Origin of the sequence: Micromonospora sp. NBC_00858, from assembly GCF_045207365.1 — a bacterium.
Classification (GTDB): domain Bacteria; phylum Actinomycetota; class Actinomycetes; order Mycobacteriales; family Micromonosporaceae; genus Micromonospora.
In genome coordinates, this window is the sequence record NZ_CP108828.1 from 3,400,117 (window position 1) to 3,418,742 (window position 18,626).

Annotated in this window: 18 protein-coding genes and 2 pseudogenes; 7 read left to right on the forward strand and 13 right to left on the reverse strand. The window is 69.8% G+C overall.

Annotated features, from left to right (window positions below):
* Positions 1-12 precede the first annotated feature (12 nt).
* Positions 13-360, forward strand: coding sequence for a TfoX/Sxy family protein (locus OG990_RS15820; protein WP_406081201.1), 348 nt, complete (start codon positions 13-15; stop codon positions 358-360).
* 1,049 nt (positions 361-1,409) lie between these two features.
* On the opposite strand, the gene OG990_RS15825 is transcribed toward OG990_RS15820, so the two are convergent.
* Positions 1,410-1,598, reverse strand: coding sequence for a hypothetical protein (locus OG990_RS15825; RefSeq protein WP_406081202.1), 189 nt, complete (start codon positions 1,596-1,598; stop codon positions 1,410-1,412).
* A gap of 163 nt (positions 1,599-1,761) precedes the next feature.
* Positions 1,762-2,772, reverse strand: a complete 1,011-nt coding sequence (locus OG990_RS15830) for a hypothetical protein (RefSeq protein ID WP_406081203.1) — start codon at positions 2,770-2,772, stop codon at positions 1,762-1,764.
* Between the two features lie 480 nt (positions 2,773-3,252).
* On the opposite strand from OG990_RS15830, the gene OG990_RS15835 reads away from it, so the two are divergent.
* Positions 3,253-3,561, forward strand: coding sequence for an integrase core domain-containing protein (locus OG990_RS15835; RefSeq protein ID WP_406081204.1), 309 nt, complete (start codon positions 3,253-3,255; stop codon positions 3,559-3,561).
* Between the two features lie 41 nt (positions 3,562-3,602).
* Here OG990_RS15835 and OG990_RS15840 read toward each other — a convergent pair.
* The 4 genes and pseudogenes from OG990_RS15840 to OG990_RS15855 all read right to left on the reverse strand — a co-directional run.
* Positions 3,603-3,689: pseudogene (locus OG990_RS15840) on the reverse strand (hypothetical protein); the annotation flags it as partial.
* 444 nt (positions 3,690-4,133) lie between these two features.
* Positions 4,134-4,934: a SigB/SigF/SigG family RNA polymerase sigma factor gene (locus tag OG990_RS15845; RefSeq protein ID WP_406081206.1), complete on the reverse strand. Its 801-nt coding sequence runs from the start codon at positions 4,932-4,934 to the stop codon at positions 4,134-4,136.
* Positions 4,935-5,099: 165 nt separating this feature from the next.
* Positions 5,100-5,828: a GAF and ANTAR domain-containing protein gene (locus OG990_RS15850; protein WP_406081208.1), complete on the reverse strand. Its 729-nt coding sequence runs from the start codon at positions 5,826-5,828 to the stop codon at positions 5,100-5,102.
* Between the two features lie 95 nt (positions 5,829-5,923).
* Positions 5,924-6,655 (reverse strand): GAF and ANTAR domain-containing protein, encoded by a 732-nt coding sequence (locus tag OG990_RS15855; protein ID WP_406081210.1) that lies wholly within the window; start codon positions 6,653-6,655, stop codon positions 5,924-5,926.
* Between the two features lie 559 nt (positions 6,656-7,214).
* Here OG990_RS15855 and OG990_RS15860 point away from each other — a divergent pair.
* The 3 genes and pseudogenes from OG990_RS15860 (at position 7,215) to OG990_RS15870 (ending at position 9,125) form a co-directional block, all read left to right on the forward strand.
* Entirely contained in the window at positions 7,215-7,685 is a 471-nt protein-coding gene (locus OG990_RS15860) for a lipopolysaccharide assembly LapA domain-containing protein (RefSeq protein WP_406081766.1), read from the forward strand.
* Positions 7,655-8,233: a DUF5994 family protein gene (locus tag OG990_RS15865; RefSeq protein WP_406081212.1), complete on the forward strand. Its 579-nt coding sequence runs from the start codon at positions 7,655-7,657 to the stop codon at positions 8,231-8,233. Before OG990_RS15860 ends, OG990_RS15865 begins: the two co-directional genes overlap by 31 nt.
* Positions 8,230-9,125: pseudogene (locus tag OG990_RS15870) on the forward strand (SPFH domain-containing protein). The gene OG990_RS15865 and the pseudogene OG990_RS15870 overlap by 4 nt, the downstream one beginning before the upstream one ends.
* A gap of 151 nt (positions 9,126-9,276) precedes the next feature.
* On the opposite strand, the gene OG990_RS15875 reads toward OG990_RS15870, so the two are convergent.
* The 3 genes from OG990_RS15875 to OG990_RS15885 all read right to left on the reverse strand — a co-directional run bounded on the left by OG990_RS15875 (position 9,277) and on the right by OG990_RS15885 (position 11,309).
* Positions 9,277-9,696 carry an RNA polymerase sigma factor gene (locus tag OG990_RS15875; RefSeq protein WP_406081214.1) on the reverse strand — a complete coding sequence of 140 codons (420 nt, stop codon included), beginning with the start codon at positions 9,694-9,696 and terminating at the stop codon, positions 9,277-9,279.
* Positions 9,697-10,078: 382 nt separating this feature from the next.
* Positions 10,079-10,618: a general stress protein gene (locus OG990_RS15880; RefSeq protein WP_406081215.1), complete on the reverse strand. Its 540-nt coding sequence runs from the start codon at positions 10,616-10,618 to the stop codon at positions 10,079-10,081.
* A gap of 16 nt (positions 10,619-10,634) precedes the next feature.
* Positions 10,635-11,309, reverse strand: a complete 675-nt coding sequence (locus OG990_RS15885; RefSeq protein ID WP_406081217.1) for a hypothetical protein — start codon at positions 11,307-11,309, stop codon at positions 10,635-10,637.
* 860 nt (positions 11,310-12,169) lie between these two features.
* Between OG990_RS15885 and OG990_RS15890 the strand changes: the two genes are divergently transcribed.
* Both OG990_RS15890 and OG990_RS15895 read left to right on the forward strand, forming a co-directional pair.
* The gene (locus OG990_RS15890; protein ID WP_406081218.1) at positions 12,170-13,396 is read left to right on the forward strand and encodes a DUF1003 domain-containing protein; all 1,227 of its coding nucleotides are present in this window, start codon (positions 12,170-12,172) and stop codon (positions 13,394-13,396) included.
* 802 nt (positions 13,397-14,198) lie between these two features.
* Positions 14,199-14,345 carry a hypothetical protein gene (locus OG990_RS15895; protein ID WP_254336939.1) on the forward strand — a complete coding sequence of 49 codons (147 nt, stop codon included), beginning with the start codon at positions 14,199-14,201 and terminating at the stop codon, positions 14,343-14,345.
* A gap of 150 nt (positions 14,346-14,495) precedes the next feature.
* Here the strand turns inward: OG990_RS15895 and OG990_RS15900 are convergent, their stop codons facing one another.
* From OG990_RS15900 to OG990_RS15915, 4 genes are all read right to left on the reverse strand, one after another.
* Positions 14,496-14,828: a hypothetical protein gene (locus OG990_RS15900; RefSeq protein ID WP_328414955.1), complete on the reverse strand. Its 333-nt coding sequence runs from the start codon at positions 14,826-14,828 to the stop codon at positions 14,496-14,498.
* 340 nt (positions 14,829-15,168) lie between these two features.
* Positions 15,169-15,810, reverse strand: a complete 642-nt coding sequence (locus OG990_RS15905; RefSeq protein WP_328414953.1) for an SRPBCC family protein — start codon at positions 15,808-15,810, stop codon at positions 15,169-15,171.
* Positions 15,811-15,855: 45 nt separating this feature from the next.
* Positions 15,856-16,665 carry a methyltransferase domain-containing protein gene (locus tag OG990_RS15910; RefSeq protein WP_328414951.1) on the reverse strand — a complete coding sequence of 270 codons (810 nt, stop codon included), beginning with the start codon at positions 16,663-16,665 and terminating at the stop codon, positions 15,856-15,858.
* Positions 16,662-18,263: a radical SAM protein gene (locus tag OG990_RS15915; RefSeq protein WP_406081767.1), complete on the reverse strand. Its 1,602-nt coding sequence runs from the start codon at positions 18,261-18,263 to the stop codon at positions 16,662-16,664. The genes OG990_RS15910 and OG990_RS15915 overlap by 4 nt, the downstream gene beginning before the upstream one ends.
* Positions 18,264-18,626: the final 363 nt, after the last annotated feature.

Below are 18,626 nucleotides of genomic sequence, written 5' to 3' on the forward strand. Positions count from 1 at the left end.
CAGGATCCGACGATGCAGATGCCCAAGACCACCGACGCTGACAAGCAGTTCTTCCGGTCCGTCGTATCCGACGCCCCAGGGGTCGAGGTCAAGCCGATGTTCGGCAATCTCGGCGCCTTTGTGAACGGCAACATGTTCGCCGGGCTGTTCGGCTCGTCGGTCGGCGTGAAGCTCGCCGCCGACGATCTGGCCGAGCTGGCGACGATCGAGGGGGCGGGACCCTTCGGTCCCGCCGAGCGACCGATGGGTGGATACCTGTCGCTGCCCCCGTCGTTCACCACCGAGCAGGCGACCGTGTGGGTCAACAAGGCTCAGGCGTACGTCGCGACGCTGCCTCCCAAGCTCAGAAAGAAGAACTAGCAGCCACAAGGGTCGGCGACGCAACGTCCCGCGCCGGGAGTCGCCGTGCGGTAGCGGGCGTCTGGCGACGTCCGCTCGTCGGCGAGATGAGGACGTCACCCGATGGACATGAGCCACCGAAGTTGACGCCTTCGGGTCCGCCGAAGAGGTCATCAAGCAGGAAGCCCTGGTCAGCGCACTGCCGATGGGATCGGAGTCTCAGCTCCCGGGAGCACCGGCGGCTGCGCGTTTGGCCGCAGAGTCAGGCGTCGATCCAGCAGCCCCGCTCCTGGCCCGCCCAGGCATCCGACAGGGCTATCGACGCGGGGCGATCATGGAGCCGCTGCGGAGTGACCACTTCGGTCTTCACTGGGAGGTCAAGCAAGCCAGATCGCCACATCGTTGCTGCTCAGCGCCGTGCCCGCGCCGAGGCCGGTTGAGCACTTCGCTAGCGGTGACCACTTCGGAGGCGTGCACCCAATCTGCTCCCAGCGCAAGGCCCGGCCCGCCTACCGGGTCGTTACCGCCCGGACCTACGCACGCTCCCCTACCAGGCGAGATAGAGCGCCGTTGAAGTCCTTTCAGCGCCGTTGAGCGCTGCGTGTGAAACAGGACGCCGCACAGACTCTGACCTGCGGAAACGAGAACCCGCAGGCAGGGGTGGGTGCAGTTGAGTGCTGTTCGGTGCGGTTGGGTGCCGTTCGGAGCCGTTCAGGGCACGCTGTTGCTCCCAACCTGCTCCCCCGATCCGGGCTCGCACCGGGCTAGTGCCGACCGGCCACCTCCGTGCTTGTTGCGCCAGGTCGTCCGCCATCCGGATCGGATGCCACCGCGCCGAATGACCTCGGCTGGCGCCGCGCTGGCCCCTGGCCGTAGGCCTCAGCCGCTCCCGATCTGCTCCCACAGCCCGTCGGATTGCAGCCGAAGCCGCCGCACTGCCCACACGAAGCCGACCAGGTCCGGACCGAGTATGGCAGGCCAACCGTGGCAACTTCGCCCAGCAACCCCGACACCTCGGACGGACCGGCAACGAGGATGCCCGAAGGTTTCAGGGGCGGCGGGTATGACGCTCACGCTTCGAACAGCAGCTGCACCGCCCGGGCGAGCCTGACCAGCCATGGTTCGGCGTCGGCGCCCAACGGACCGGAACCGTCAATCGCCCAGCTTCGGACCGCGTCCGAGCTGAGGAGGGCCGTGCCGAGCACCAGGTGGCGCAGACGGCGGGATATCCGGATGCCGTCGAGTTCCGCGAGCAGCACCGCGTCGTACAGGTCCTTCCCCGCGGAAACCCCTCTTTCAGCCTGGTCGGTGCAGAGCCATCGCAGCTTCCAGACCAGTGACAGCTCCCGGCTCGCTGTCCACAGAGCCGCGGGGGGCCGGCCGTCACGGCGCGGCACGGCGGTAAGCACCGGCGGCTCGGACTCACCGACCGGCGGCCGGGTCGACCCAGGCTTGATCCGGATCGGCGTAGGGGTCCTGCGCGATCGGGTACTGCGCGGTCGGGTACTGCGCGGTCGGCGCCGTGTGAAGGCCGGGCGTGCCGTACACGCCGGGGCTACCGGCCTGCCTCGGCACCTCGTCGCCGGCGACCTGGGTGGGCGCGTGCGGGTATGCCGGCTCGCCGTACTGCTGCGGTTCGTCCCAATCGGTCTCGACACGCTGAGGTCCGCGCCGCCACACCAGCGTGCCGATCACGCCGATCCCGCCGAGCGACAGCAGCGCGCCGATCGTGTACGCCAGCCAGATCAGCGAGCCATCGCCACCTGACGAGCCGGCACCGGCAAGCGGTGACTGTTCGATCGGAGCTGTGCCGTCGGTCGATGCCAGGGAATCGCTGACCGTCGGTGACGAAGTCGGCGTCGAAGCCGGCTGAGTCTGGGTCGGCTGTCCCGCCGCCACGATCGAGGACTCGTACGGGCCAGCCGAGCGGACGCCCCTGCGGTCCCGCCTGGGCTGCACCTGCATCGAAAGCGTCAGTGCGGTGCTCGGCAACTTCTTGCTGAACGACAGCTGGTAGGTGATGTTCAGTCCGCCGCCGGGCGGCACCGCGAGCACCCCGAAGTCGATCTGCTCGGTTGCGGTGACGGCACCGCTGTGCACACCGCGCTGGGTGAACGTCCCCACGTCGTGCAGTCCGCCGGGCATGCGCCGACGCTGTAAGTCCACCAGGTCACCGACGAGGCCATCCGCCTGTAGCAGGAACGACACGTCGACGTAGCGGAGGATCTCCTGGGATTGGTTGACCAGGTGCACGGTGAAGGGCGTGGGGTCGCCTCCGCCGGGGAACTGTGCGGGCAGGTTGTCGATGCTCACCTGACAGCATCCCTCGCCCTCGGCGAATGCCGGCGACGCCACGGTGAGGACCGTGGCCGGCACGGCGATGAGTAGGCCGAACAGGGCCGTCACGACGCTGCGACTGAACCGTTTACGCATATACCCGATCCTTGCCGACGCGCGCCGACGCCCGCCATCGGCAACCGGCCACGCTACGTCGATGCGCTACGCCAGGCAAGCCGAGATGCCCCCCAAGCCGCGCCGGGTCAGGCACCTGCTGCCAGCGCTCATCTGCCTCTTGCGCTGGTCAAACACCCGGCCAATGGGCCACCAGCGATCTGCGTGGGGCGGTTCGCATGGTGCATCGTGCGGTCCACCTTTGGCCTTGAGCTGTGCAGGAGCCGTGTGTTCAGTCCCATGGCCTCTGTCGCAGTTCATGTCCCGGTTCCCGTGTCACAAGATCAGCATTCTGGGTGGGGGCGCGCTGCCAGGCTTGACTGCAAGGCGTGGCGAATCGGCGTCAGGTGATGAGTGCGGTGGATGCCCTGCTGACCGCGGGGGTGAAGATCGATAACGTGCAGCAGTGGTGTCGAGACAACGCGCGACCGCGACACCAAGTTCACCGCGGCCTTCGACGCGGTGTTCGCCGCCGAGGGCATCGAGGTGATCAGGACTCCGCCCCGGCCGCCCCAGGCGAATGCATTCGCGGAGCGCTGGGTGGGCACGGTTCGCCGCGAATGCACGGACCGAATGCTGATCGTCGGCGAGCGTCACCTGGCGGCAGTGCTCAACGAGTACACCTCGCACTACAATGGCCACCGTCCACATCGCTCGCTGAGCCAGCAGCCACCGAACCCGCCAACGAGAGTCGTTGACCTGAACGCCGCCCGGGTCCAACGGCGACCGATTCTGGGTGGGCTGATCAACGAGTATTCGCAGGCAGCGTAGCCCGAACCGACTTTACGAGCCCCACACGCCGGCTGCAGCATGATCCGTTCGATCATGCCGCCGCGCTGGGCGGTAAGCGCGATGACCAGGCCGCACAGTTCGACGACCGGGTCACGCGAGGCCGGCCACCAACCGCCGCTCCGACACCGTCCTCATCTGGGCGCCTCGCGGTTGAGGTCCGCCGCGCGAGCAGCCGGGCCATCAGCCACCAGGCGGCGAGCGCCAGGAAGAAGTTCAGGGCGAGAGGACCTCCTGCAGGTGGAACAGGCTGGCCACCCGCTTCCCGACCGGGTCGCTGCGGTAGCCGGTCAGTACCTGGTCAGCGGCCACCTAACAGCGTTGTCAGCAGCAACGGCAGGAGCAGGACGGTCACGAGCAGGATCACTCGGACCCGACCCGAGCGCCGTTCGACGGCCCGCTTCACCCGTACGCCCAGCCGCACCGGGATGGATCCCCCTGTGCGAATGACGGAGGGCTCAGTCGTGACGGACGGACCAACTGCCATCGAGGTCCTCTCGTGATCGTTTGACGCTCTCCTCCGGGCGACCGCATACGACCGGGACGACGGCCCGTCAGCTGGGCATTCCGGCCCTGAGCTGGGCCAGGGAACGCTTCAGCAGCCGGGATACGTGCATCTGCGATATTCCGACTTCGGTCGCGATCCGCGCCTGGGTCATGTGGCGATAGAACCGCATGGTGAAAATCCGACGCTCACGCAGGGGAAGGGCGGCGAGTAACGGCAGTAGTGTCAGGTGATCGTCCACGCCCGCGTAGCCGGGATCGAAGGCGCCGATGAGGTCGATGGTCTCGATGTCGTCGGCGCCGCGGTGGGGCGCGTTGAGGGATGTCAGGCGGTAGGCCTGCGATGCGGTGAGGGCTGCCAGGACTTCGTCGACGCTCACTTCCAGGTGGTCGGCGAGTTCCGCGGTGGTCGGGTGGTGGCCCTGTCGCTGCGTGAGGTCCCCCGTGGCGGCTCGCACTCTGCTGTTCAGCTCCTGGGCTCGGCGCGGGACCCGCATCGCCCACGCCGTGTCGCGGAAGTGCCTGCGGAGGGCGCCGAGGATGGTCGGGACCGCGTAACAGGAGAACGGTACGCCTCGGCTGACGTCGAATCCGTCGACGGCCTTGACCAAGGCGAGGGCCGCGACCTGGGCTAGGTCGTCGTAGGGCTCTCCGCGTCCGGTGTATCGGCGGGCCAGTCGGCCGGCCATTGGCAGGTTGCCCTCGATGATCCGGGCCCGCAGCCTCGTACGATCGGGATGGTCGCAGCTCAGGGCAGCGTGTCGACGCAGCAGCTGCTCGCTGGTCGCTGGTCCTTCACCCGCCGGCGGATGTCGGGGAATGGTCGTCGCGGTCGTGGTGGGGGTGACCATTGTTCAACGCCCCTCACGGCTGGTGGCGGCGAAATTGACGGCCACCGGGGGCCCGGGCGACAACCTCACCGTACGCCTCATCGTGGCGATCGGCACCGCCGGAAGTCGACCGGCGGGACAGGACCCCCGCGGTGGCGGTCGGGCGGCATCGACCTGACCGGGCAGTCAGTCGGACAGGTTGGCTACCGTTCCTGGCGCGGCGTGCTCGGAACCGTCGACGATCGCCTGAGCCAGATCGGACAGCCGCCGGTTGTGGCTGCGGGCGCTGTTGCGCAGCAGCGCGAAGGCCTCACCCACGTCGACGTGGAGGCGCTCGGCGAGCACCCCCTTGGCCTGCTCGATCAGGACTCGGCTGTTGAGTGCGGTCTGCAGCTGTTCGGTGAGGATGTCGCGGCGGTGGATGGCGCGTTGCTGGAGCAGGCCGATGGTGGCCACGTCGGCCAGGGCCTGACCGATGCGGAGCTTGCCTTCGTCGAGTGCGCCCGGCTGGGTGTCGAAGAGATTCAGCGCGCCGATCACCTCGGAGCGCAGGCGCATGGGTAGAGCGTGTACCGCGGCGAACCCAACTTCGGCCGCCGCGGCGGTGAACCGCGGCCACCGGCCGGCGGCGGGCAGGTCGACCACCGACACGGATTGGCCAGTGCGGAAGCAGTCCACACAGGGCCCCTGGTCGGTCTGCAGCTGAAACAGCTCCAGCAGCCTCGTGCGTTCGGAGGAGGCGGCCACCACCTGCAGGGTGCCCTGCTGGTCGGTCAGCAGCAGCCCGGCCGCCGAGATGCCCAGCACCTCGACACACCGTTCGGTCAGCACGTGCAGGAACTCAAGCACGTCGAAATCGTCGACGAGCGTGTCGGCCATTTCCACGAACACGTCGGACAGCTGGCTCTCGCCCATGTCACTCACCCTTGTCGTACGATAGTCCCGCCAGCTCTTCGGCGGTACGGGGCCGTGGTCGGCACCGCCGCCTCGCGACGACCGGGGCCCGGCTCTCACCCGGTCCCGCCGTCGCACGCGTCGTCGGTGGAGTCGAAACGCAGCCGGCGGGCAACCACGTCACCTGCCACATCCCGCAGCCGCCGGTCGTGGGAGAAGGCGAAGGCGCGTAACCGGATGAGCGCCACCGCCGCGGTCACCCCCAACTGGACCGTGACCATTCCCGTGGCCTGGTGCACCTCGGGATGCTGCAGACCGGCCTGCTCCGGCCAACCCTCGTCCTGGTCCGACCGGTGGCGCCACCCGCCGTCCAGCAGTACCGCGCAGGCCGTGTCCGCCAACACCAGCGCGTCGGCCAACTGCTCGCCGTCGAGGCCGCCAGACCGCGCGCGGTAGAGGTCCAGCACACCGAGGCGGATCCCGCCGACCTGGAGCGGCAGCGCGAACACCGCGTGGACCCCGGCGAGCACCGCCGCCGGAGCGAACACCGGCCAGCGGGCCAGACATTCCGGCGCCGCCAGGTCGACGACCAGATCGGGACCACCGGAGCTGGCGTCCACGCACGGCCCCTCACCGAGCGTGAGGGTCAGCTCCTCGAGGTCCGACGCGGTCCGGTGACTGGCACACAGCACCTCCCGTGGGGTGGCGCGCAGCGTCACGGCGACGGCGGCGGAGTCGACGCCGGTGGCCTGAACCGACGCGGCGCAGACGTGGTCGACCGCGACCGTTCCGCCGCGGGCCGCGTCGACGACCAGGGCCCACAGCCGGGTCCTGCGTGCGGAGCTCATCGATCCGCCGTACCGGCGGCGGTCCCGCCACCGCGATTCGAGCCGGGCAGCCCCCGCGCGCTCACCGGGGAGACAACTCTGAAGCGGAGACGCGTCGCGCTGGTTCGCTCGTCCACAGCCGGCTCCGACCTGATCGTCCTCAACGGACATCCACCCTGCGGCCACCGGGATCCCGGGCGACGCTCACACCGTACTCCTGAGCGGCGCCCCGGCGCGGTCTGGCACCCGTCGACGTGGACCGCGAAGGCGGTGGCCGCCACGATCGCCGGCAGCGCGCGCGGAGGCGTACGATGATAGTTGTCGCTCGGGACCCCGGTGGCTGACAGTTCGCCGCTGGCGGACGCGCCCCACCGATCGAGGTCACCGTGTTGGCCGGCCGACGCACGACATCAACGGTCACCTCGCTGAATCTCTCGCGCCTCCAGGTCCCGCTCCGTCCTGCCGGACCGATATGCCGGCCCCGCGACACCGCGTCACACGCCCGCCATCGCCCATGCCTGCGCTGGCTCCCCACGGCATTCAGGCATGTCAGCTGCTTGTTGGAGGGCGGCGGTTCGTGATGACCGCACCGCGCAACCATTCTCACCCGGCTCCCCCGGTCGACGGCCACGACGGCACCGACGCCGCTTCCTGGCCCACGCCGGACCGACCGGTGGCGGCACGCTCGCGGATGGGCGGCCTGTGGGTCGCCGCCGTGGTGTTCGCGTTCGTGCTCCTGCTGCTCCTGATCTTCGTGCTGCAGAACGGCCAGCGTGCCGAGGTGTCGTTCCTCGGCGCGCACGGACACCTCCCGATGGGCGTGGCGCTGGTGCTGGCCGCGGTCTTCGGGATCCTGCTCGTCGCCCTTCCCGGCACGGCCCGCATCGTGCAACTCCGGATGCTCCATGGCCGTACCGCCGGACATCCCGGCGCCCGGTCCATGCCGGTTCCGCTCTCCTCGACGGCGGCCGGCACCGCCCGAGTGACGTCGCCGCGCACTATCGCCAGGACGGATGAGCCATGCCCACCACCACACAACGCCCCACGATGATCCCCCCGTCACCGCCCTCCCAACCCCGACTGCGCCTCGCCCCCACCCGGGGGCAGGCGGTCGTCGACGGCGGATGGTGGCCGCGTTCCTGGGACCCGGTGGCCGAACTCCCCGGCCTCGTCCTCGCCCTGTCCGAACGCTATGGACGGATCCGGCACATCATGCTCAACATCCACACCTGGGACAGCCGGATCCGCCGGTTGACGGTCGGGCCGGACGTGGTCCGGATCGGCTGGTTCGACACCCTCGACCCCGCCCTCCTGGTCGCCACCACCGGCCGCGACGACCAGGTCGACCTGCTCGTCGTCCCGCCCGCCACGACACCTGCGACAGCCGAGCGGGCCCTGGCCACCGCCGCCGACCCGGCCAACCTCAGACACGCACCCGACATCCTCGCCGCCGGACCGACCCCGCAGGACGCGACAACGACGACCGGCTCCGACCCGTACGCGGTGTGGGACAACGAGGGCGGCGGCCCCGCGTCAGGCGGAATCCACCGAAGCCACACCGAATCCACCACCCGTCCCCGCACCGGAGTGCCCGCATGAACGCTCTACAGACAGCCATCGTGATCGCGATCGTGGCGATCGGCATCATCGGCCTCAGCACCGCCGCCCGGGCGGTGCGGGTCGTCCAGCAGTACGAACGCGGGGTGGTCTTCCGCTTCGGCGGGGTGCGCGACGGCAGCCCGGCCCCGGCCTCACCCTCATCGTCCCCGGCGTCGACCGGCTGGTGAAGGTCAACCTGCAGATCACCACCCTCAGCGTTCCCGCCCAGGACGGCATCACCCGCGACAACGTCTCCGGACGCGTCGACGCGGTCGTCTACTTCCGCGTCGTCGATCCCGTCAAGGCTCTGGTGAACGTGCAGAACTACCTCTACGCCGTATCCCAGGTTGCCCAGACCTCGCTGCGCGCGGTGATCGGCCGCGCCGACCTCGACGAACTGCTCTCCGACCGGGACAAGCTCAACGCCGAACTCACCAGCATCATCGACACACCGACCGAAGGACCGTGGGGTGTGAAGGTCGAACGTGTCGAGGTCAAGGACGTCGCTCTGCCCGAATCCATGAAGCGGTCCATGTCCCGCCAGGCGGAGGCCGAACGCGAACGCCGCGCCCGGATCATCGCCGCGGACGGCGAATACCAGGCCGCCACCAAACTCGCCCAAGCCGCCGCCACCATGGCCGCCGACCCCGCCGCCCTGCAACTGCGACTGCTGCAGACAGTCGTAGAGGTCGCCGCCGAGAAGAACAGCACCCTCGTCATGCCGTTCCCCGTCGAACTCCTGCGCTTCCTGGACCGCGTCACGCCCGCCGCGAGCGCGCCGGCGGCGGCCGTCGCGAGCCGCCCCCCGGCCCCGGCGACGGCGGCGATGCCGGACGTGCGACGCGTGACCAGCGAGCCCGAACCGGAGGCCGCACCGATGCCGGTGGGCTGACCGGACGTGACCCCGGCCCGGTGACCCCGCCGGTCACCGGGCCGGCGCCGGTGGGATCGGCTACGACCCGGGTGCCAACCCCAGGATCGGATGTCCGGCGATGACGGCTGGCAGCGAGCCGCGAGTCAGTAAGCGGCAGGCAGGCAATCAGTCAGTCAGTCGGTGTGCGGAAGGAAGTCCCGAGCTGTGCCGGCGGTTCGGCTCCCAGCGCGACGGCGAGTTCGCGACCGAGGAGATCGTCATAGGCGGCGCCGAGGGCCGGCGTAGGGCCGTTGATCTCGCGGAGCCGGTCAGCGGCCCGGCGAGCGGCGATGGCGGTCACCCAGGCGATGCCGTCGAGCTGACGGGAGGCGGGCATCGGCGCGAGCCGCCACACCTCGACGAACACCGCCCGGGTCACCGCCACGGCGAGCGCCCGGCTGCCGAGGCTCTCACACACCTGCGCGAAGACGGCGCGGACGAGACGACGGTAAAAACGGCGGAAAGCGGCTTGGTCGCGGTCGGCGATCCGCTTGACGAGATCATTGACGGACTCAGTAGCCGGCACGACGTAGCTGGGTGGGACAGGCATCCGATGCTCCTGGTGGTGTGCCTGCGGTTGGGGCACCACCGGGGACCAGGGCAGCTACTGCGTCCCTCACCCTACGCCACCGGTCAGGTCACGGAGCGCATCGGGCGTCCCCAGTTCGCGGTCGGCGGCTCGGCGGGGAGCAGCCCGTGCGGACGCCTGGGGCTTCTAGCAAGGCCGTGGCGGTCATGTCGACGCCACCGCTCCCTCCCCATCGCCACCCAGGTTCGTCCACCTGGTCCGCTGACCCGGCGCCATCACAAATCCGCACCCGGCAGGGGTTGGCTGACACCTGCTAGACGCCGGCGCTGCTGCGCCCAGCGTGGTGCCCGAGACCCCGCGCGGCCCCACCTGTGGCTCCGGTGGGGCCGCGGCCACGGCCGGGTCAGCGCGCCGCGCCCTCCAGCACGGTGCGGGCCCGGTCGCCGTACCCAGCGGCGACGAGAACCTCGAAACGACTGGGTACGGTGGTCCTGGATGTGAAATCGCGATGCCCGCCGGTCAGGGCATAGCCGGCCGCGGCGAACGCCATCCCGAACAGCGCACCCCAGGCGAGACCCAGGGCCATGGCCCGGACGAATGCGATGGTGCTCAGGACGCCGAGGAGCAGCCCGACGAAGACGCCGAACCAGGCGCCGCTCGCGGCACCGGACAGCAGCGCCCGCGGCCAGGTCAGCCGCCCGGTGATCTGCTCCACCAAGCGCAGGTCGCTGCCGATGATCTGAGTCGTCCCCACCTCGAAGGGATGGTCGGCGGGACAGTCGACCACCTGCTGGGCCTGGGCGTAGGTGGGATAGCTGCCCAGGGACACCTGCTCAGCGGGGGCCGGGCAGGCAGTACGCCCCGACCAGCCGATGTGGTCATTCGCATCATGATCCCTCCCGGCCTGCTCGAGCTCCTCGATGTTGTTGCCCGCGTTCTCCATGGCGACCAGCCAGTCCCTACTTCAGCCAGGCGGTGCGTCGCACGAACGAGATCTCGGCCCAGATGGCGCCGAGTCCGAGGGTGCTGCCGGCGCCCAGCAGGGCCAAGACGATCAGCACGGCGGCGTAGATGAGGTGATCGTCCATGAACGGATTGCTGGCCGGCGGGAGGACCGCGGTCCACATCATCAGGGTCAGCAGCGCTCCCGCCCCGGCGACCAACCGCATCGCGACACCCAGGATCAGCGCGGCGCCGATGGCGAGCAGAGCGCCCATGAACAGCAGGTCGGTCAGGCCGGCGCCGGCGATCGAGTGGCAGAAGCCGGCGAACGGGCCCTTGGCGGCGGTTCCCAGGAACCCCTCCGTCGGGCTGCCACCGTTGACCCAAGACTTCGCGGCGGTCGTCTCGTGTCCCAGGCCGAACATCTTGTCCAGGAACGCCCATAGGAAGATCCAGCCCAAGGCGAGCCGGATGCCCGCGAGCAGATACCGGACCGCCGCGCTCAGGTGTGGGCCGACCTCGGTCCTGGGGGTCGGCGCCGATCCACGGCCACCGTCGGTGGCGGTACCGATCGGCCTGACCTGCTCCCCTGCGGGCTGGTGCCCGGCAACGTCCGGCACCAGCGGTGCCATGCCGGCGCTCAGCACGGATGTGTGTACGGCGCTGTCGTGGTCCTTGGCGATGTAGGCCATCGCGCTCACATTCCTTCGATGCTCATCGAGCAGTCCCACGACGCGAACGGCCGTGTGTGAGTCACGCGGTCGGGCCGGCGAATCGGTGCCACAACCGGGCGGCCGGCCGTGCACAGCGCGGTGCGACAGCAACGGGATCTGGTCGGCTCGTGGGCGGGTCGACGGCGGCGGGCGGTCAGCCACCGGGGGCCCGAGCGACACCCTCACCATACGCGCAGTCAGCGGGAAAGGCTTCGCGCTGACCGGGGCGAATCAGCCGGGCTGGTGGGGAAGCGGGTTCGATCCGATCATCGCCGCCTGCGGTGTGGGAGCGGTAGGCTGCGGGTGTCGCTCGGGACCCCGGTGGCTGACAGTCCACCGCTGGTGCACACGCCCTCGGTTAAGGCCCCGATGACGGCCCGATCCCGTTCTGGGAAGCAATTGCGGCGCTGCCTCGCGGACCACTCCTGCCGCAGGCCTCGCCGGTCGCGCCGGGCGGGATGAACCGATGCCGCCAACCGCTGGGCCTCGGGCCGCGCCCGTTATGAGCCGAGCGAGGTGGGTGACCGGCATCGCCAGACGACATAGAGATCCACGAAGGGACGCTGTCGTGCCGACCCAGACTCAACCGACCGACGCTCGGGCCGTGATCCAGGCGCTGGTCGGAGCAGCAACCGTGGCGGGCTACGCGCCGTCGATCCACAACACCCAGCCGTGGCGGTGGCGGGTGGGCGGGACCCGGTTGGACCTCTTCGCCGACTGCGCCCGGGCGCTCGCCGTCACGGACCCTGACAGCCGGCTCGCGACGCTGAGCTGCGGGGCCGCTCTGCAGCACCCCCGGATCGCCCTGGCCGCGCAAGGCTGGCGCCATCGTGACCCGGATGCCGGATCCGACCGACCCCGGCCATCTCGCCCGCCTGCGCGTCGTCGGGCGGGCGCCGGTCGAACTGCGGGCGGTCCGCCGTACGCACACCATCCGGCTGCGCCACACCGATCGCCGTCCCGTCACCGGCCCGGCGGTCGGACCCGACGACCTGCGCGCCATCACCGCCGCGGTGCAGGCCGAAGGAGCGTGGCTGCACATCCTGCGACCCGACCAACTGCTGGACCTCGCCGCCGCCGCCAGTCACGCCCAACAGGCGGAGACCGCCGATCCGGCGTGGCAGGCGGAGCTGGCGTGCTGGACCGGTGGCACCCGACCAGCGGGCACCGGTGTTCCCGACGACACGATTCCCCTCCGTGCTCCGCAGACGACCGTGCCCGGCCGCGACTTCGGCCACCACGGCGACCTACCGGTGAGCACCGGGCACGGCCGCATTGCCGTGTACGCGGTGCTCTACGGTCCCAATGACCAGTCAGTGGACTGGCTGCGCGCGGGTGAAGCCCTGTCGTCGGCCTGGCTCACCGCGGTCGAGCTCGGGGTGTCCGTCCTGCCGCTCAGCGCCGCCGTCGAGATGGCCGGCACCCGCCAGTCGATGCGGCGGCTGGCGGCCGACCTCGGTCATCCGTACCTGGTGCTGCGACTGGGGATGCTCGACACCGACGACGTCGGGCCGCCGCACGCGCCGCGACTGCCCGCCCAGCAGCGCATCGACCGGCCGACGCCGAAGGCATCTCGTCCCGGCCGGGCTGAAGACGACAGGCCCTCCGGGCCGAAGGGTGGCGGCCGACATGACCCCGCATCACCACCGACACCCCGCCGACCAGTACCGGCACGATCACCGCACGTCCGGACAACGCCTGGCCGACTCGGTCACCTCGGTGTTCGGGTCCTGGCGGTTCATCTCGTCCAGACCGCTGTCGTCGCGGTCTGGATAGCCATCAACGTCGTCGCCGTGCTGTACCGATGGGATCCCTACCCGTTCATCCTGCTCAACCTGCTCTTCTCCACCCAGGCCGCCTACGCCGCCCCGCTGATCCTGCTCAGCCAGAACCGCCAGGCCGACACCGACCGGGTCAAGGCCGAACACGACTACCAGGTCAACCAGCTCGCTCTGCAGTACCTCATCGCCTGGCACCGCGACACCCACGGGGCAGACTGCGACTGCATACGCCACGCCGAACCGGTCGTCCACGGGATGCTCACCGCGCTCGCGCGCGACTTGTGATGCGGCATGTCCGGGGGCACGAGGCGATCGCGCACGCCCTGCGCCCACCCTTGACCCCTCGCCGGGAAGCGCACGGGGTGTGTCTGATGGGTCGTGTCACGGACCTGAACCCCACAAGCCAAGCGCAGGCGGAGATAGCGGCGCTGCCCGCCTGCGCCGCGGGCAGCGGAGGTATGGCGAGCGGCCTGCCGGTCATCGTGGACATGCGATCGGCCAACGTTCACTGAACTCCGCTGCAGACTCACGTCTGCGCATGGAACCGGTTGGCTGCAGCGCACCCACGTTCAACGCGGCCGCCGATGAGGGAACGCAACGACCCCCAAGAGCACCAAGCGCGCCAGGCCGAACAAGCGTACGATCGAGTTATCCCGGAATCGACGACATCCCACTCCTGAGGTGCCAGCCACACCGGCCCTACCCCAAGGGGATGTCATGTCCGTCAATCGCACCCGAAACGCACCGGCAGACCCGGCCACCACAGCGCCGCCGCGGGCCGCAGCAGGCCCCACCAGCCAGGTGCCCCCCACCCTGGCGAGCGCCGCCTGGATCAGCCGCGCGAACAGCCTGCCCGGGACGTGTGGAAGACCGACGGGGACAGCCTGGCTGCCATGATTCCGACCGACCGGCGGACCGGGCCCCGATCCTGCGCGCGTGGATCGGAACAGTGATGGCAGCAATGACGGAAGCAGCCACCCGTGTCAGCGTCGGGCGCCGGTTTGCCGCGCACCCATCCCCGCCCTCACCCGACTCCGGCGAACGCCCCGCCGCCGGCACGAAGATCCACGATAGGAAGGAAACCAGCATGGCAACCATGGTCGACCGCATCCGTACATTCCTGCACAACCCGCAAGGACAACGGCTCACCCGCCAAGCGCGTGAGCAGCTCAACAAGCCCGACAACCAGCAGCGGCTGCGGAAGCTTGCGCAACGACTCCGGCGACGCGGGTGACTCCCGGCGAGCCCGTCAGATAGCCAGAGCGGCGCTGTTGCGTTGCCGGATCGATGAACGCGTTGTACCCGGGTGGGGGCCGAGATCAGATCGCCTGGGCGCCCGCGTCGAGCAGCGCACGCAGCCGCGTTAGATCGATCCGGGCAACCATCAGCCGGCCGCCAAGGCGGACTGCCGGCGCTGCAGGGCGGCCAGGATCCACTGATCGGGCGGGGTGCCGCAAACGCCATCCTCGGTGGGGTAGAGCCGGCACTGCAGGCCGTAATCCGTGCGTTGCGCGGCCGTTGTGTCGACGTCCACGCCGTCGATTCGCAGCGTCGGCGATCCGAGGAAACCGTGTGCCTGCGCGTCGACGTCAGTCTCCACCGCGCGCTCGTGGATCGGATCATCCACCCCAGCGGTGTCGAGCAGCGCCCGCAGATGCGGCACGAAGCCCTCGTGGTTCGGGCAGCCGTCGAAGTACAACACCTCGATCACGCTCATCCGTCCTTCCTCCCCGGCAGGCCGAACGGCAGCAGTCGGTGTGCGGGTAGACGACCTGGCCCTGCGGCAGCCGATGGCCCTGGTCGGCCGGCTGCATGTCCACCCCCTCCAGGATAGGTCTTTGAGGGGGCGGTGGCGGCGATGGCGGTTCATCTCGGCCGGTGACAGGTCGCAGAGGATGTCGACTTCAGCCATACACCACGGTTTGTCCTGGTCCGCCGTCACTCGTTCCACGGGCGGCACTCCGGGCCATCCGGACGCCAAGCAGGCGTGCCGGACCGGTTACCCGGCGACGGGAAGGTCACTGGTGGGCGGCGTGGCGGCGTCCACCGCAGGATGGTCATTCCGTCTGGCCGGCGGTGGGGTCTTTGGTGGCCGTGCCGGAGCGGTCCCCCGGGGAGGTTGTGCGCCGCAGCGCGTGCCGGCGTTCGGCCTCGGACTTCACCGTGGCGAGCGAGTCGGCGACCGTCGCCTCCCATCGCCGTGCGACAACCGCCGCCCACCCGGCACCCAGCGCCCAGCCATCGGTGCCCATCTCGCCGGTGTACTCCAGTCGGGTGTGGCCGCCGTCGTCGGTGAGGGTGAAGCGTTCCCGTACGTGCGGCACGGGGCCGCGTACGAGGCGGAAGTCGACGGTGTTGGGGCGGGTGAAGGCAACCGTCTCGATCGTCTGGGTGACCAGACCACGGCCGACCGCCGTACGGTGGGCGGCCAGGACCATCCCGTCACCGCGTTCCAGCACCTGGATCTTCTCCTGCTGGGCCCGGGTGGCCCGGCCGAGGTACGGCTGGGCGATCACGTCGAAGACCAGCTCACGGGGCGCGGCGATCTCGAACACCTGCGGCCCGAGCGCACGTGTCCGCCGGCCGATGCCGAGATCGAGGGTGAGCCAGCCGGTGACCAGCCCCAGGTACCCGACCGCGCCGGCCGCTGCCGCGGTCATGGCCGCCAGGGTCCAGCTCGCGCGCAGCGGTCCTGCCATGATCGTCTCCAATCTCCTGTCCGGTGCCGGAGCACCGGTTTCGCGTCAACGCGGTTTTATGGCCGTCAGCAGCGCGTAGCCGAGAACACCGTCGGCGACCGCGGCGCGGGCGGCGGCCAGCACCGCCGGGGCGCGTGCGAAGTCCACGCCGAGGGCATCGGCCCGCGCTCGGGCAGTCATCCGCACGACGGTGAGGCGGGCCTCGATCTGATCGATCATCGCGGCGATCGCGTCGTCGTGGCGTTCGGTGTGGGTGACTGTCAGCCCCGCATCGGTCAGCAGGGCGGCGTACTCGTCGAGGGGGCGCGCGTCGGCGACGCACGCGATCCACGCCCCCATCCCGGTCAGCTCGGGCGGGAGCCGGTCGGGCTCGACGGTGACGTCGGTGATCCCGACCCGGCCGCCCGGGCGGAGCACCCGGGTCAGTTCGCTGGCGGCTGTGGGCTTGTCGGGGAAGGTGCAGAACGCGCACTCGCACACGACCGCGTCGACCGACTGCGCGTCGACGGGGAGCCGCTCGGCGTCGCCTACCCGGAACCGGGCCTGGTTGCCGAGGCCGGCGGACTGCGCCGCGCCGGTGGCGAGCGCGACATTGGCACCGGAAAGCTCGACACCGGTGACATCGACACCGCACTCGGCCGCGAGCGTCAGCGCCGTGGTGCCCCGACCGCTGGCCACGTCCAGGACCCGCTCGCCGGCGCGCAGGGCGAGCCGATCGGCCAGCCGGCGGGTCAGCGCCAGGCCACCGGGGTGGTAGGAGTCGTCCAGCAGCAGCGCCGCCACGTCGGAGCCGTAGGTGGCTGCACAGCACGCCTTGGCCTGCGCCGCCGCGGCGGGTTCAATTGTCCGGTTCACCGGATGCGCCTCCCCACGTTGGTGGTGTCACGCGCCACGCCCCGTTGATCATTGCCCGCGGCGTTGGTGGTGGTGTGGCGGGCGATCTTCGACCCGTACGGTGAGTTGCTCAGCATCGGCTGCAATCCGACGGCGTTGGGGACGACGTCGGCGACGGGGACGCCGGACATGTGCTCGCGGACCTGTTCTCGGTAGCCGACGGAGTTGTAGGCGCAGAACGGGATCAGCCGGCCGTCGGGGGTGATCTCCTCGACGCAGCACTTCATCAGCTGCTTGACATTGAGCGTGTACGGATCCTGGAAATCCTGAATGACGATCATGAAGGCTCGGTCGGTGAGATTCGCGGTCGCCTCGGGCAGGTTGACCCCGCAGGCGTCGGCGCAATCGAGGGCCGCCGCCGCGGCGGCGAGTTTCTCGTTGGTGGTGTCGGTGCCCATGAACGCCGAGGCGGACCACAGCTTCTCCAAGACCTCGCGGATGGCGTCGTCCGGCACCACTCGGTTGGAGACGTAGTCAAGGTAGTCGGCGACGTTGAGCAACCTGGGGATCGGTACCACGCCGAAGTCCGGGCTGCCGGGAGCGCCGTCGGTGAGCAGGTACGTGATCGACCGGCAGGTCGGGAAGCAGCAGGGTACGGGAAAGAAGTCGCTGGCGCGGAACCAGCCGGGTAGCTGGGCGACGATCCGGTGGATGATGTCGGAGTTGGTCAACCGGGTCAGTGGGTCGAACTCGACGTGCCGGCCGGAGTGGGTGACCGGCTGGAACGACACGCTGCGCACCGCTGGATGGGTCAGCCCGTACTCGATGACCGCGCCGAGCTCGTGCTCGTTGAGGCCGCGCTCCACGGCAGCGACCAGGGTGACGGTCAGACCGGCCGCGGCACAGTTGTCCAGGGCGCGCTGTTTGATCTCGCGCAGGTCCCGGCCGCGGATCTCGCGGTGGGTGCGCTCATCAAACCCGTCGAACTGCAGGTAGATGTTGACCGCCCGGCCGGGCCGGTTGCGCTCGCCCAGAGCGTCAACGAAGCGTTTGTCGCTGGCCAGCCGGATACCGTTGGTGTTGAGGTTGACCGCCTTGATCGGGCGGACCTGCGCGGCGTCGATGAACTCCAGGACCTGCTTGTGGATGGTGGGTTCGCCGCCCGAGAACATCACCACCTCGGCCTCACCCTCGGCGGCCACGAACGCGTCGAGCATCCGTTCGCACTGCTCGAGGCTGATGGAGTAGCCATCGGGCTGGTGGCCGGAGTCGGCGAAGCAGATCGGGCAGTCCAGGTTGCAGCCGGTGTTGACCTCGATGATGCCAAGGCAGGCGTGCTGCTTGTGCTCCGGACACAGCCCGCAGTCGGACGGGCAGCCCTCGTTGACCTCGGTCTGGAAGGCCAGCGGGATCGTGCCCGGCTTGTTGAACCTGGCCGAGTCCACGTACATCTGCGCGTCGCCGTACACCAGAGCCTCGAACTGGCCGTGCTCGCGACAGCACTTACGCAGGTACACCCCGCCGTCCCGGATGTTGACCTGCGCGTCCACGACCACCTTGCACACCGGACAGATCGACTTGGTGTACTCGACGAAGATCTCATTCCGGTCCCGCTTCACCGGCGCTGAGGCGGCCGCGAAAGGTGTGGCGGCTGGTTCGACAGCGGTCATGGGCGACACTCCTTGTGAATGGCAATGGCGATGGTCCGCTTGTGCCGGGGTTGGCCTCGCTCAAGCCGACCACACCGTTGCCGGTCGCGCTTAGGTATCTGGCGCTGCGCGTGACGCCGGTCGCGCCCGGCATGGGCGACCCGATGCGACGCCAAGGCTGGACTGGCTCAGCGCTGACCCGGTCCTGGCCTCAGCCCTGGCGCGGGTGCCGTCGGCCTGATCAGGGTTTACCTGGCCGGCTGATCTCACTCCGGTCCTGCTGGCTGAGGTGGCACCGACGAGCACGGCCACGAGCTTGATCAACCAGTTGTT

Coding starts and splice junctions, on each gene's coding strand:
- OG990_RS15820 (WP_406081201.1), top strand. CDS start 13: ATGCAGATGCCCAAGACCACCGACGCTGACAAGCAGTTCTTCCGGTCC.
- OG990_RS15830 (WP_406081203.1), bottom strand. CDS start 2,772: ATGCGTAAACGGTTCAGTCGCAGCGTCGTGACGGCCCTGTTCGGCCTA.
- OG990_RS15845 (WP_406081206.1), bottom strand. CDS start 4,934: ATGGTCACCCCCACCACGACCGCGACGACCATTCCCCGACATCCGCCG.
- OG990_RS15850 (WP_406081208.1), bottom strand. CDS start 5,828: ATGGGCGAGAGCCAGCTGTCCGACGTGTTCGTGGAAATGGCCGACACG.
- OG990_RS15855 (WP_406081210.1), bottom strand. CDS start 6,655: ATGAGCTCCGCACGCAGGACCCGGCTGTGGGCCCTGGTCGTCGACGCG.
- OG990_RS15860 (WP_406081766.1), top strand. CDS start 7,215: ATGACCGCACCGCGCAACCATTCTCACCCGGCTCCCCCGGTCGACGGC.
- OG990_RS15865 (WP_406081212.1), top strand. CDS start 7,655: ATGCCCACCACCACACAACGCCCCACGATGATCCCCCCGTCACCGCCC.
- OG990_RS15875 (WP_406081214.1), bottom strand. CDS start 9,696: ATGCCTGTCCCACCCAGCTACGTCGTGCCGGCTACTGAGTCCGTCAAT.
- OG990_RS15880 (WP_406081215.1), bottom strand. CDS start 10,618: ATGGAGAACGCGGGCAACAACATCGAGGAGCTCGAGCAGGCCGGGAGG.
- OG990_RS15885 (WP_406081217.1), bottom strand. CDS start 11,309: ATGGCCTACATCGCCAAGGACCACGACAGCGCCGTACACACATCCGTG.
- OG990_RS15890 (WP_406081218.1), top strand. CDS start 12,170: ATGCCGGATCCGACCGACCCCGGCCATCTCGCCCGCCTGCGCGTCGTC.
- OG990_RS15895 (WP_254336939.1), top strand. CDS start 14,199: ATGGCAACCATGGTCGACCGCATCCGTACATTCCTGCACAACCCGCAA.
- OG990_RS15900 (WP_328414955.1), bottom strand. CDS start 14,828: ATGAGCGTGATCGAGGTGTTGTACTTCGACGGCTGCCCGAACCACGAG.
- OG990_RS15905 (WP_328414953.1), bottom strand. CDS start 15,810: ATGGCAGGACCGCTGCGCGCGAGCTGGACCCTGGCGGCCATGACCGCG.